The following is a 12,998-nucleotide window of genomic DNA, read 5'->3' on the forward strand; positions in this document are numbered from 1 at the left end:
GGCTGGGTGTCTGGGGAGCTTGCAAGTGGGGTACGCATGGGACTGCGCTGGATCTTCGGTATTTTTGAGAACAAGCGCACGAATACACCTCAACTCGGTGCGCTGCGGGCGAGCTTAGTCCGACCGGATCATCGCCGTGTCATATTCAGCAAGCACCTGAAATGGGACCGGACCAAGGGGTACTCTCGGCTCCATTTGCACACTCAGCGGCCGTTCGAACACGCCGCGTCACGACGTACGGGCGTACGAAAATCACTCACCGTGATGGGTGAAGATCGGCTTCCGCGGCAATCGGTCAGATGCCGGCGATCCGCAGCGCCGCGTCCGCCGTGGCCTCGGCGAAGACCGCCACCGGGCGTTCGGGGTCGGAGCGATGCACGAGGATCACCCCCTCGATCAGACCGAACAACAGATCCGTACGCAGGTCGAGCTCGTTCTTGGCGAGCGCGCTCCCGGCGGTCGTCCCGGCGAGCAACTGCCGGTAGGCGTCCTTGAGTTCGGCACGCACGGCATGGAAGCCGGCGAACCGCTCGGCCCGCACCTCGGGCAGCAGATACAGCCCGCCGAGGTTGTGCGGACCGCCGCACAGCAGCTCCACGTCCGTCCGGCACAGCTCCCACAGCCGGCTCTCGGGCGGGGTCGCGTCGTCGGCGAGGAGCTGTCGGGCGTAGGCCAGCGAGGGCGTGACCGTGGACTCCAGCAGCTCGGCGAGGAGTTCCTCCTTGCCGGAGACGTAGTGGTACATGGAGGCCTGCCGCATCCCCGCGCGCTCGGCGACCGCGCGGGTGGTGGTGGCCGCGTACCCACGGGTGGTGAACAACTCGGCGGCGGCCGCGAGCAGTTCGTCGCGCGGCTGCAGACCGCTGTCCGGCCGTTGCGCGGCCCGCGGCCTGCCGACCCGACGGCCGCCTCCTCCACCCGGCGTTCCCATGCGTTCGATCCTCGCACACGGCGGCGCAAGGGTGATCTCCCGCGGGTTCGCCGGAGATCCACGGGCGGCCTTGGGGACCTTTGGGCGGCCTCCGGGCAGGCTCCGGGCGGCATTCGGGCATCTCTGGCTCCAGCAGCCGCCTCGATGCCCCCGAGCACCCGAGGCCCCTCCGGTCCCGGGCCACACCGGGCCCACGTCCAGGACTCCCGGACACCTCGCCCCACCTCCCGGGCCCCCGAGCAGCGCCGTGCCACCTCCGGGACCCCGAACGACACAGGGCCACCTCCAGGTGCCTTCGGGCGACCACGGCCGCCGCCAGGCGACACCCGGTCAGCCCGCGGCCTCGGGCGATCTCCCGATGGTCCTCGTGAGGGCTCGGTAACCCGCCGGCAACGCGCGGGCAATGCCCGTGACCCGACCGGCTCCTAATTTCTGTCGGGCGACAGAAACAACCCCGGAAGAGACGACACCGGAGCCGGAGGTCCCGCGATGGCGACAGCGACCACATACGGAGCCCGCGACCACGCACGCGCCCAGGAGGGCACACACGCCGAGGCCATGCCCGTCGTCCCGGCGGCCGACTGGCCCGACCCGCCGTGCGCGGCAGGCCATCTGGTGTGGGCGGAGACGGTGGCGGGCGGCAACTACACCCACCGGGTGCTCGCCCGCGGCACCGAACTGCGCCTGACCGACCTCCACGGCGAGGCCTGCGCCCATCTGCTGCTGTTCGTGGCCGACCGGCCCTGGGAGCGGCTGAACGTCGCCGACACGGTGAAGGTCCAGTGGAACGCCTACCTCGGGGAGGGCCGGCTCCTGCTGTCCGACCAGGGGCGCGTGCTCGCGAGTGTCGTCGCCGACACCTCCGGGCGGCACGACGCGCTGTGCGGCACCTCCACCCTCGTACGCAACACCGAGCGGTACGGCGACGGCACCCCGCAGTCCGCGTCCCCCGCGGGCCGGGAGCTGTTCAAGCTGGCGGCCGCGAAGAACGGCCTGCAGCCGCGCGACCTGCCGCCGTCGCTGTCGTTCTTCCAGGGCGTGGAGGTGCGCGAGGACGGCGCCCTGGACTTCACCGGGTCCGCCGGCCCCGGCGGCAGCGTGACGCTCCGCGCCGAACAGGACGTCACCGTACTGATCGCCAATGTGCCGCACCCGACCGACCCACGCCCCGACTACGTCAGCACCCCGCTGGAGGTCCTCGCCTGGCGTGCCGCGCCGACCCCGCCGGGCGACCCGCTGTGGGAGGCCACGCCCGAGGGCCGCCGCGCCTTCCTCAACACCGCCGAATTCCTTGCCGCGAGGGGGCTTTCATGAGCACGAAGACCGTGGTTCCCGCCCGCGCCGCCTGGTCGTCCGTGATCCGCACGGGCCAGACGCTGACCATCACCGACCTGCACGGCAACCAGGCCGTCGACTTCCTCGTCTACGACGCCCACGACACCTCGGTCCGCTACAGCGCCCCCGACACCATCCACGCCCAGGGCGGCATCTTCCTGACCACGGGCAGCGTGCTGATGTCCAACGAGCACACCCCGCTGATGACGCTGACCGCCGACGACGTGGGCCGCCACGACACGGTCGGCGGCGCCTGCTCCAAGGAGTCGAACACCCTCCGCTACGGCCACCACACCTGGTCCCAGCACGCCTGCGTGGACAACTTCCTCGCGGAGGGCGCGAAGCACGGCCTGGGCAAGCGCGACCTCGTCTCCAACATCAACTGGTACATGAACGTGCCCGTCGAGAAGGACGGCACCCTCGGCATCGTCGACGGCCTCTCGGCGCCGGGCCTCAAGCTGACCCTGCGCGCCGAGCGCGACGTCCTCGTCCTGGTCTCCAACTGCCCCCAGATCAACAACCCGTGCAACGGCTTCGAGCCGACGGCGGTGGAGATGACGATCGGGGCCGCGGCTTCGGAGGACGAGGCATGAGCTTCGACACGCTGCTGGTCGCCAACCGCGGGGAGATCGCCGTACGGATCATCCGCACCGCCCGCGAACTGGGCCTGCGCACGGTCGCCGTGTACTCCGACGCCGACCGCCAGGCACCCCACGTACGCCTCGCCGACGAGGCGGTACGGCTCGGTCCCGCGCCGGCGAAGGAGTCGTACCTCGACGCCGACCTGGTGCTGAAGGCGGCCAAGGACACCGGTGCGGGCGCGATCCACCCCGGCTACGGGTTCCTGTCCGAGGACGCGGCCTTCGCGCGCCGCTGCGAGGACGCCGGGATCGTGTTCGTCGGCCCGGCACCCGAGCAGCTGGAGCTGTTCGGTGCCAAGCACACCGCACGGGCGGCAGCCGAGGCGGCGGGGGTGCCGCTGGCACCGGGGACGGGCCTGCTGGCCTCCGTGGACGAGGCGCTCGCGCAGGCCGCCGTGATCGGCTACCCGGTCATGCTCAAGGCGACCGGCGGTGGCGGCGGTATCGGTATGTCGGCATGTCGCTCCGCCGACGAACTGACCGACGCCTGGGAGCGGGTGCAGCGCGTCGCCGCCGCCTCCTTCTCCTCCGCGGGTGTCTTCCTGGAGCGGCTCGTCGAGCACGCCCGCCATGTCGAGGTGCAGGTCTTCGGCGACGGCGAGGGCCGGGTCGTCACCTTCGGCGACCGCGACTGCTCCCTCCAGCGCCGCAACCAGAAAGTGCTGGAGGAGGCCCCCGCCCCCGGCCTCCCGGACCGCGTGCGCGAGCAACTCGCGGCAAGCGCCCGCGACCTGTGCGCATCGGTCGGCTACCGCTCCGCCGGCACCGTCGAGTTCGTCTACGACGCCGCCCGCGAGGAGGCGTACTTCCTCGAGGTCAACACCCGCCTCCAGGTGGAGCATCCGGTCACGGAGGAGATCTACGGCGTCGATCTCGTCGCCTGGATGCTGCGCCTGGCCCGCGGCGAGTCCGATGTCGTACGCGAACCGGGTGCACCCCGCGGCCACGCCGTGGAGGCCCGCCTCTACGCCGAGGACCCGTCACGCGAACACAGGCCCAGCGCAGGCCTGTTGACGCGGGTCGAGTTCCCGCCGGGCGTCCGCGTCGACGGCTGGGTGGAGACCGGCACCGAGGTGACGACGTCGTACGACCCGATGCTCGCCAAGGTCATCGCCTACGGTCCCGACCGCGACCATGCGCTCCGGCGTCTGGACGAGGCGCTGGCCCGCACCCGCGTCGACGGCATCGAGACCAATCTGGGCCTGGTGCGCGCGGCGCTGGACCACCCCGACTTCAGGGCCGCCGGTCACTCCACGGCGACGCTGGCCTCCGTCACCGACCCGACGCCGCGTATCGAGGTCGTCTCCGGCGGCACGCTCACCACCGTGCAGGACTGGCCGGGCCGCACCGGCTACTGGCAGGTCGGTGTGCCGCCGTGCGGTCCGATGGACGACCTGTCCTTCCGGCTCGGCAACCAGGCGCTCGGCAACCAGGAGGGCGCCCCGGGACTCGAATGCACGCTCCAGGGACCGTCGTTGAGGTTCACCCACCCGACGACGGTGTGCGTGACGGGCGCCCCGGCCGAGGTGACGGTCGACGGCAGGCCCGTCGCGCAGTGGGAGCCGGTGACGGTGCCCGCAGGGGCCGTCCTGGAGGTCGGCGCGCCCAGCCGGCACGGCCTGCGCACCTACGTGCTCTTCGCCGGCGGCCTGGACGTACCGGCCTTCCTCGGCAGCGCGAGCACCTTCACCCTGGGCCGGTTCGGCGGGCACGGCGGCCGGGCGCTGCGCACGGGTGACGTGCTGCACGGCGGCACGGTCGCCGACGGCGCCCCGGTGCCTCCTGCGGACCGCCCGTCCTTCACCGCCGAATGGCAGATAGGCGCGGTCGAAGGCCCGCATGCGGCGCCGGAGTTCTTCACCGAGGACGACATCCGCGACTTCTACGCCGCCGACTGGAAGGTGCACTTCAACTCGGCCCGCACGGGCGTACGGCTGGTCGGACCCAAGCCGCGCTGGGCGCGCACCGACGGCGGCGAGGCGGGCCTGCACCCGTCCAACATCCACGACACCCCGTACTCCGTCGGCGCCGTCGACTACACCGGCGACATGCCGGTGCTGCTCGGCCCGGACGGCCCCTCGCTCGGCGGGTTCGTCTGCCCGGCGACCGTACTCAGCGGCGAGCGGTGGAAGCTGGGGCAGCTGCGCCCGGGCGACACGGTCCGCTTCGCCCCGGTGACCGTCGACGGCTCGCCCGGCGCGGACATCGTCGACGGCGGCGTACTGGCCCGCGACGGTGACATCACCTACCGCCGCAGCGGCGACGACAACCTGCTGGTCGAATTCGGGCCCATGCAGCTCGACCTGGCGCTGCGCATGCGCGTCCACGCGCTGATGGAGGCGGTGGCGGAGGAGGGCCCCGAAGGCATCACGGACCTCACACCGGGCATCCGCTCCCTGCAGATCCAGACGGATCCGTGCCGCCTGCCGCTCCATCGCCTTCTCGCCGCCGTACGGGAGATCACGGCGACGCTGCCGCCCACCGACGAACTCGTCGTCCCCTCCCGCACCGTCCATCTCCCCCTGTCCTGGGACGACCCGGCGACCCGCGAGGCGATCGCCCGCTACATGGCGGGCGTCCGCGACGACGCCCCCTGGTGCCCGTGGAACATCGAGTTCATCCGTCGGGTCAACGGCCTGGACTCCGTGAACGACGTGTACGACACGGTCTTCGACGCGGAGTACCTCGTCCTGGGCCTGGGAGACGTGTACCTGGGCGCTCCCGTGGCCACCCCGCTCGACCCCCGCCACCGCCTGGTGACCACGAAGTACAACCCGGCGCGCACCTGGACCGCCGAGAACTCGGTCGGCATCGGCGGGGCCTACCTGTGCATCTACGGCATGGAGGGGCCGGGCGGCTACCAGTTCGTGGGCCGTACGACGCAGGTGTGGTCGGGGTGGCAGCAGCGCGGCGCGTTCGAGCCGGGCTCGCCCTGGCTGCTGCGCTTCTTCGACCGCATCCGGTGGTATCCGGTGGACGCGGACGAACTCCTCGGCCTGCGCGCCGACATCACGTCCGGCCGTTTCGTGCCGCGTATCGAGGAGGGCACCTTCTCGCTCGCCGAGTACCGGGCCTTCCTGGAGGAGAACGCCGCGTCGATCGGCGAGTTCCGGGCCCGGCAGCAGCGGGCCTTCGCCGCGGAGCGGGACGCGTGGGAGGCCGCCGGCGAGTTCACCCGCGCCGAGGCGGCGGCCGCACCGGCCGCTCCCCCCGCCGAGGTGACCGTCCCGGCGGGCGGCCGGCTGGTGGAGGCCGAATTCGCCGCATCCGTGTGGCAGCTGAACGTCGAGCCGGGCGACGAGGTGAGCGCCGGGCAGCCTCTGCTCGCCCTGGAGGCGATGAAGATGGAGTCCAGGGTGCACGCGCCGGTGGACGGCGTGGTGGCGGAGATCCTGGCCCGGCCGGGCGACCAGGTGGAGGCGGGGACGGCACTGCTCGTCCTGGCCCCGGCGGCCCCCTGACACACATCAAGGAGCAAGAGATGTCCGCTGTGAACCGTGTCCGTGCCGCCTACGCCCGCATCGAGGCGGTGGACCGTCCCGAGATCTGGATCGACCTGCGCCCGCAGGCGGAGGTGGAGGCAGAGGCCCACGCGATCGACGCCCGCGTGGCGGCAGGCGACCGACTCCCACTCGCCGGACGGCTGTTCGCGGCGAAGGGCAACATCGACGTGGCCGGGCTGCCCACCACCGCGGGCTGCCCGGCGTACGCCTACCAGCCGGAGGCGGACGCGCCGGTCGTCGCCCGGCTGCGCGCGGCGGGCGCGATCGTGCTGGGCACCACGAACCTGGACCAGTTCGCGACGGGCCTGGTGGGCACGCGCTCGCCGCACGGCGCGGTCCGCAACGCGCACGATCCCGCCCGTATCAGCGGCGGCTCCAGCTCCGGCTCGGCCGTCGCCGTGGCCCTGGGCATCGTCGACCTCGCGCTGGGCACGGACACCGCGGGCTCGGGCCGGGTCCCGGCCGCGTTCAACGGCATCGTCGGCCTCAAACCGACCCGCGGTCTGGTCCCGACGGCAGGAGTGGTCCCGGCCTGTGCCTCCCTCGACTGCGTGACGGTGTTCGCCCGCACCCTCCCGGAGGCCGAGCAGGCGCTGTCCTTCATGACCTCCCCGCCGGACCGCGAACTCCCCCCGCTCCCTCAGCGTGCCCCCGGCCCGTGGCGCGTCGCGGTCCCGCCGCGGGAGCAGCTCGGCGAGCTGGACGAGGGCTGGGCGGAGGCGTACGAGGCGGCGGTACGGCAGCTCGAAGCCGCCGGAGCCACCGTCCGCACCCTCGATCTGACCCCGTTCACCGAGGCCGCGGCGATGCTCTACGAGGGCGCGTTCGTCGCCGAGCGCTATACGGCGGTCGGCGGCTTTGTCGACAAGGCGCTCGCGGACGGCATCGAGGGCCTGGACCCCACCGTCGCCGGCATCATCACCCGCGCCCGCGACATCCCGGCCCACCGGCTCTACGCCGACACCGACCGCCTGGCCGCGCTGCGCGCCCGCGCCCTCGCGGAACTGGCCGACGCGGACGCCCTGCTGCTGCCGACCACCCCCGGCCATCCGGCCCTCGCCGAGGTGGCCGCCGACCCGCTGGGCGCCAACGCCCGGCTGGGCCGCTTCACCAACTCCACCAACCTCTTCGATCTCGCGGCGGCCGCGGTTCCGGCGGGCGAGGTGAACGGCCTGCCGTTCGGCGTGATGCTGATCGGCCCGGCCTTCACGGACGACCGTCTGGCGCGGATCGCCGCCCTGCTCCGGCCGGACACACAGCTGGCGGTGGTGGGCGCGCACCTGACGGGCCAGCCCCTCAACCCCCAACTCCTCGCCCTGGGCGCCCGTCTGGACCGTACGACGACCACCGCCCCCGCCTACCGCCTGCACGCCCTGCGCACGACGCCCCCGAAGCCGGGCCTGGTCCACATCGGCGAGGGCGGCACGGCGATCGAGGCGGAGGTCTGGACCCTCCCCGCGGAGGGCCTGGGCCGCCTGCTGGCAAGCCTCCCCCGCCCGATGACCCTGGGCAGCGTGGAACTGGCGGACGGCACCGAGGTCCCCGGCTTCCTGTGCGAACCGTCCGCCCTCACGGACGCCGAGGACATCACGCCGTACGGCGGCTGGCGGGCATACCTCGGCCGCTAGGCGAGGGGTACGCGGCCGGCGCACCCCCACGGGCCCGCAAGCCGCGTACGGCGGGAAGGGGACGTGGCGGGGTGTCCGCCCGCAGCGGCGGGCGTCCACCACCGACCACAGCCCACCAGGCAGCACCGCCCGACCGAGGACGGACACCCGGCGCGGCCCCGACCACGACCGAACCGCAGGCGCTACGCGCACTCCACTCGATCCGCAGATGCGCCGCAGGCATCAGGGGCGCGGGGAACGGCGCGACCAGCCACAGACGAGGTGCACCCGCACGCCAACCTCACCCCACCGACGAGTAGGCCACAACCCCCCGCAGCAGCAGATCGACCGCCTTGCGGGCGTTCTTCGCGACGGTCGAGTTCTCCCCGCCGGAGACGGGAGCCGCCGCCGAGATCTGTCCGAGCACGTCGATGACCTGCTTGCACCACCGCACGAAGTCCCCGGCCGGCATCTCGGCCTCCCGCAGCACCTCGTCCAGCCCCTTGCCACTGGCCCACATGTAGGCGGCCCAGGCGAACCCGAGGTCCGGTTCCCGCTGGCCCACGCCCTCGGTCTGGGTGATCCGGAAGTCCTCCTCCAGGGCGTCCAGCCGCCCCCAGATCCGCACCATCTCGCCGAGCGCGGCCTTCGCCTTGCCGGAGGGCAGCTTCGGCGCCATGGCGTCGTCGCCCACCCGTGCCTCGTACACCAACGCGGATACGCAGGCGGCCAGTTCGGCAGGGCCGAGCCCGTTCCAGACACCCGCCCGCAGGCACTCACTGGCCAGCAGGTCGAGTTCGCCGTACAGCCGTGCCAGCCGCTTGCCGTGCTCGGTGACCTCGTCACCGCGCAGATAGTCCAGCTCGGTCAGCAGCGCCACGATCCGGTCGAAGGTCCGCGCGATGGTGTTCGTGCGGCCCTCGATACGGCGCTCCAGCTGCGAGGTGTCCCGCAGCAGCCGGTGGTAGCGCTCGGCCCAGCGGGCGTGGTCCTCCCTCTCGTTGCACCCGTGGCAGGGGTGCGCCCGAATAGCGGTCCGAAGCCGCGCGATCTCGCGGTCGTCGGCCGCCTGGGAGCGCTTCTTGCGGGCCCGCTCCGGCGGAATGTGCCCGGCCTTGGTGCGCAGCGCGGAGGCGAGGTCCCTGCGCGACTGCGGGGAGCGCGGGTTGAAGGACTTCGGGATGCGCATCCGCTCCAGCGCCTCGACCGGCACCGGGAAGTCCATCGAGGCGAGTCGCTTGACCTGCCGCTCGGCGGTCAGGACCAGCGGACGCGGCCCGTCGTGGTGCTCGAAGCCCCGGTGGCCGTTGGAACGCCCGGCCGGCAGCCCCGGATCCAGCACCAGCGCCAGACCGGCGTACTTGCCCGTCGGCACGTGGATGACGTCACCCGGCTTGAGCTTCTCCAGCGCCACGGCGGCCTCGGCGCGCCGCTCGGCCGCGCCCTGCCGGGCCAGCTCGGTCTCCCGGTCCTTGAGCTCGCGGCGCAGCCGCGCGTACTCCTCGAAGTCGCCCAGGTGGCAGGTCATGGAGGCCTTGTAGCCCTCCAGGCCCTCCTCGTTGCGCTGCACCTGCCGCGAGATCCCGACGACCGACTTGTCGGCCTGGAACTGCGCGAACGAGGTCTCCAGCAGCTCGCGCGACCGGTGTCGCCCGAACTGCTCCACCAGGTTGACCGCCATGTTGTACGACGGCTTGAAGCTGGAGCGCAGCGGATAGGTGCGCGTGCCGGCAAGGCCGGCGAGGTGCTCGGGGCTCATCCCGCGCTGCCACAGGACGACGGCATGGCCCTCGACGTCGATACCCCGACGCCCCGCACGCCCCGTCAGCTGTGTGTACTCACCGGGTGTGATGTCGGCGTGCTGCTCGCCGTTCCACTTGACGAGCTTCTCCAACACCACCGAGCGGGCGGGCATGTTGATGCCGAGCGCGAGGGTCTCGGTGGCGAACACGGCCTTGACCAGCCCCCGCACGAACAGTTCCTCGACGACCTCCTTGAAGGTCGGCAGCATGCCCGCGTGGTGGGCGGCGATACCGCGCTCCAGGCCCTCCAGCCACTCGTAGTACCCGAGGACGTGCAGGTCCTCGGTGGGGATGGCGGCGGTGCGCTCCTCGACGAGGTCCCGGACCTTCGCGCGCGCCTCGTCGTCGTTGAGCCGCAGCCCGGCGTACAGACACTGCTGTACGGCGGCCTCGCAGGCGGCGCGGCTGAAGATGAAGGTGATGGCGGGCAGCAGGCCCTCGGCGTCGAGCCGCTCGATGACCTCGGGGCGCCCCGGGGTCCACACCCGCGAGCGCTGTCTGCGCTCCCGCTCACGGTCGGCCTCACGCATCGCCCGGCCCCGTCTGCGGTCCTGGTACGAGGGCCGCTGGGCCTCCATCCGGGCCAGCCGCGTCAGGTCGGGGTTGACGGCCTTCTTGTGGCCCTCGCCCTCCTCGAACAGGTCGTACATCCGGCGCCCGGCGAGCACGTGCTGGAACAGCGGCACGGGCCGGTGCTCGGAGACGATCACCTCGGTGTCGCCACGGACGGTGTCGAGCCAGTCACCGAACTCCTCGGCGTTGGACACGGTCGCCGACAGGGACACCAGAGTCACCGACTCGGGCAGGTGGATGATCACCTCTTCCCATACGGCGCCTCGGAAGCGGTCGGAGAGGTAGTGCACCTCGTCCATGACCACGTAGCCGAGGCCGAGGAGGGTCTGCGAGCCCGCGTACAGCATGTTCCGCAGCACCTCGGTGGTCATCACGACCACCGGGGCGTCGGGGTTGATGCTGTTGTCGCCGGTGAGCAGTCCGACCATGCCGTCACCGTAACGGCGGCACAGGTCGGCGTACTTCTGGTTGGACAGCGCCTTGATGGGTGTCGTGTAGAAGCACTTCTTGCCCTGCATCAGGGCGAGGTGGACGGCGAACTCGCCCACGATCGTCTTGCCGGAGCCGGTGGGCGCTGCGACCAGCACGCCCTTGCCCGCTTCGAGCGCCTGGCAGGCCTCTATCTGGAAGGGGTCGAGGCCGAAGTCGTACATCTCGCGGAAGGAGGCGAGCGCGGTGGCCTGCTCGGCAGCGCGCCTGCGGGCAGCCGCGTACCGCTCAGCCGGGGAGAGGTCCTCTGTCATCGTGCTTTCGAGCGTACCGGGCCGCACTGACAACAGGACGATCATTATCCGTTCCGGCCCCTGAGGACTGTCCGCGCACACCACAAGGGCCGGACGGGTCTTCCGTCCGGCCCTTGCTCATGCCGTTGTCCCGGGGTGGTGCTCAGGTGACGTCGTCGTAGCCGTTGACGCTCCCGTTGGCCTGCTCGGGCACGCCCGGAGACGCCGAGACGCGCTCGACCTCGCCGATGGGTTGCGGTGTCAGGTCGAGGTCGGAGGCCTCGTCGTCGTCCAGCTCGGCGTCGGGATTGGCCCGCCGGCGGCGCCGGTCGTTCAGCATGGCCACGCCGACCGCGATGAAGTACAGGACCACGATGGGCCCGGCCAGCGCGATCATGCCGAAGGGGTCGGTGGTGGGGGTGGCGACCGCTCCGAAGACGAAGACGCCCATGACGACGCCGCGCCACCAGCTGACCATCCTGCGGCCGCTCACGATGCCCGCGAAGTTGAGCATGACCAGGATCAGAGGCAGCTCGAAGGCCCCTCCGAAGATGAGGATCATCCGGACGATGAAGTCCAGGATCTTGTCCATCGGCAGGATGTTCGCCGAGCCGTTGGGCGTGATCCCCAGCAGCACGCGCATGCTGATGGGCAGGATCGTGTAGGCGAGCCAGGCGCCCGCCAGGAAGAGCGGGACGGCGGCCGACACGAACCAGTACGTGTACTTGCGCTCGTGCTTGTGCAGGCCCGGCGCCACGAACGCCCAGAGCTGGTAGAGCCAGACCGGGCTGGAGAGCACGACGCCCGCCATGAAGACCACCTTCACCGTGGTGGTGAAGGGGGACAACAGGTCGGTGTAGGCGATGACCGCGCAGTGGCCGCCGGTGGACTCCCCCAGACCCTTCGTGCACTTCGGCACCGGGTTCATGAGGAAGCTCATCAGTTCCGAGCTGTAAAAGGCAGCCACCACGGAGACGATCGTGATGGCCAGCATGCCCTTCGCGAGCCGGTTGCGGAGCTCACGAAGGTGATCCACGAGCGGCATCCGCCCCTCGGGATCCTTCTCCTTCTTGCGGGCAGACTTGAGCAACCCACGTCCTCATCTCGTGCGGCGGGCCGGGTGTGTCCGGCCCTGCGTCAGCGCTTGGTGGTGTCCGTCGGCTCGCTGACCGGGCGCGAGCTGGTGACGTCGCCGGGGGCGGCCTGGATGGTGCGCTGAGCCGGGGGCTGCTCGTCGTTGTTGGGCGGGCCGGCCGGGGTGGCCGTGCTGCTGCCCTCTTCCTTCATCGCCTTGGCCTCGCTCTTGAGGATGCGAGCGGACTTGCCGAGCGAGCGCGCCATGTCGGGAAGCTTCTTGGCGCCGAAAAGGAGAACGACGACGATAAGGATGAGAATGATCTCGGGGGCGCCGAGCCTTCCGAACATAAGTCTTTACCTTCTCACCGAGGCGGCTGGGGGTGGGATGCTGTCCGACCAGTCGGACAAGTGTCCGATCAGCCGTGCTGACAGCGATCGTAACGCTCAGGGGTAAACGTGAGGCAATCCCCGTGCGTACTCCCGGTCCGCGGTCCGGGCCTCGTTCTCCGGTCCGCGACCAGCAGCGTACCCGCCAGGGTGGCCCCGGTGACAGGTCGAAGTGACCCAAACCGCCTGGGGCGCACGACTCACACGCCTCGCACAGCAGTACTCAGAGGGAGTCCACGGCGCGGGCGGTGCTCACGGCCGCCCGCTCGAGGTCCTCGGCGGCCTGGTTGATACGGCGCGCGGAGTCCGTGACCTGCCGTCCGAGGCGCTGGGCCTCGACGAACACCCGCACGGCGAACACCCCGAGCACGGCGAGACCCAGGAATCCCACAGCTACCGCGAACATCGGCCAGAACATGA

The 12,998-nt window shown here is 71.5% G+C and carries 9 protein-coding genes; 4 read left to right on the plus strand and 5 right to left on the minus strand.

Annotated elements, in window-relative coordinates:
- Positions 1-295 precede the first annotated feature (295 nt).
- Entirely contained in the window at positions 296-931 is a 636-nt protein-coding gene (locus ACFY1E_RS14480; protein ID WP_389075447.1) for a TetR/AcrR family transcriptional regulator, read from the minus strand.
- A gap of 489 nt (positions 932-1,420) precedes the next feature.
- Between ACFY1E_RS14480 and ACFY1E_RS14485 the strand changes: the two genes are divergently transcribed.
- The 4 genes from ACFY1E_RS14485 to atzF are packed head-to-tail and all read left to right on the plus strand — an operon-like array spanning position 1,421 to position 8,038.
- Positions 1,421-2,245: an urea amidolyase associated protein UAAP1 gene (locus ACFY1E_RS14485; protein WP_389075449.1), complete on the plus strand. Its 825-nt coding sequence runs from the start codon at positions 1,421-1,423 to the stop codon at positions 2,243-2,245.
- Positions 2,242-2,859 carry an urea amidolyase associated protein UAAP2 gene (locus ACFY1E_RS14490; RefSeq protein ID WP_389075452.1) on the plus strand — a complete coding sequence of 206 codons (618 nt, stop codon included), beginning with the start codon at positions 2,242-2,244 and terminating at the stop codon, positions 2,857-2,859. Before ACFY1E_RS14485 ends, ACFY1E_RS14490 begins: the two co-directional genes overlap by 4 nt.
- Positions 2,856-6,368 (plus strand): 5-oxoprolinase/urea amidolyase family protein, encoded by a 3,513-nt coding sequence (locus ACFY1E_RS14495; protein WP_389075454.1) that lies wholly within the window; start codon positions 2,856-2,858, stop codon positions 6,366-6,368. Before ACFY1E_RS14490 ends, ACFY1E_RS14495 begins: the two co-directional genes overlap by 4 nt.
- A 5-nt stretch (positions 6,369-6,373) precedes the next feature.
- The gene (gene atzF, locus ACFY1E_RS14500; RefSeq protein ID WP_389076028.1) at positions 6,374-8,038 is read left to right on the plus strand and encodes an allophanate hydrolase; all 1,665 of its coding nucleotides are present in this window, start codon (positions 6,374-6,376) and stop codon (positions 8,036-8,038) included.
- A gap of 280 nt (positions 8,039-8,318) precedes the next feature.
- On the opposite strand, the gene ACFY1E_RS14505 is transcribed toward atzF, so the two are convergent.
- The 4 genes from ACFY1E_RS14505 to ACFY1E_RS14520 form a co-directional block, all read right to left on the minus strand.
- Complete coding sequence (locus ACFY1E_RS14505) at positions 8,319-11,180, minus strand: DEAD/DEAH box helicase (RefSeq protein WP_389075456.1); 2,862 nt, start codon at positions 11,178-11,180, stop codon at positions 8,319-8,321.
- Between the two features lie 97 nt (positions 11,181-11,277).
- Complete coding sequence (tatC, locus tag ACFY1E_RS14510; RefSeq protein WP_389076029.1) at positions 11,278-12,159, minus strand: twin-arginine translocase subunit TatC; 882 nt, start codon at positions 12,157-12,159, stop codon at positions 11,278-11,280.
- Positions 12,160-12,251: 92 nt separating this feature from the next.
- Positions 12,252-12,539: a Sec-independent protein translocase subunit TatA gene (gene tatA / locus ACFY1E_RS14515; RefSeq protein ID WP_030945949.1), complete on the minus strand. Its 288-nt coding sequence runs from the start codon at positions 12,537-12,539 to the stop codon at positions 12,252-12,254.
- Between the two features lie 262 nt (positions 12,540-12,801).
- Positions 12,802-12,996 (minus strand): hypothetical protein, encoded by a 195-nt coding sequence (locus tag ACFY1E_RS14520; RefSeq protein WP_115909189.1) that lies wholly within the window; start codon positions 12,994-12,996, stop codon positions 12,802-12,804.
- Positions 12,997-12,998 lie beyond the last annotated feature (2 nt).

The sequence above is a fragment of the Streptomyces sp. NPDC001604 genome, from assembly GCF_042893475.1.
GTDB lineage: Bacteria > Actinomycetota > Actinomycetes > Streptomycetales > Streptomycetaceae > Streptomyces.

Coding starts and splice junctions, on each gene's coding strand:
- ACFY1E_RS14480 (WP_389075447.1), bottom strand. CDS start 931: ATGGGAACGCCGGGTGGAGGAGGCGGCCGTCGGGTCGGCAGGCCGCGG.
- ACFY1E_RS14485 (WP_389075449.1), top strand. CDS start 1,421: ATGGCGACAGCGACCACATACGGAGCCCGCGACCACGCACGCGCCCAG.
- ACFY1E_RS14490 (WP_389075452.1), top strand. CDS start 2,242: ATGAGCACGAAGACCGTGGTTCCCGCCCGCGCCGCCTGGTCGTCCGTG.
- ACFY1E_RS14495 (WP_389075454.1), top strand. CDS start 2,856: ATGAGCTTCGACACGCTGCTGGTCGCCAACCGCGGGGAGATCGCCGTA.
- ACFY1E_RS14505 (WP_389075456.1), bottom strand. CDS start 11,180: ATGATCGTCCTGTTGTCAGTGCGGCCCGGTACGCTCGAAAGCACGATG.
- tatC (WP_389076029.1), bottom strand. CDS start 12,159: ATGCCGCTCGTGGATCACCTTCGTGAGCTCCGCAACCGGCTCGCGAAG.
- tatA (WP_030945949.1), bottom strand. CDS start 12,539: ATGTTCGGAAGGCTCGGCGCCCCCGAGATCATTCTCATCCTTATCGTC.
- ACFY1E_RS14520 (WP_115909189.1), bottom strand. CDS start 12,996: ATGTTCTGGCCGATGTTCGCGGTAGCTGTGGGATTCCTGGGTCTCGCC.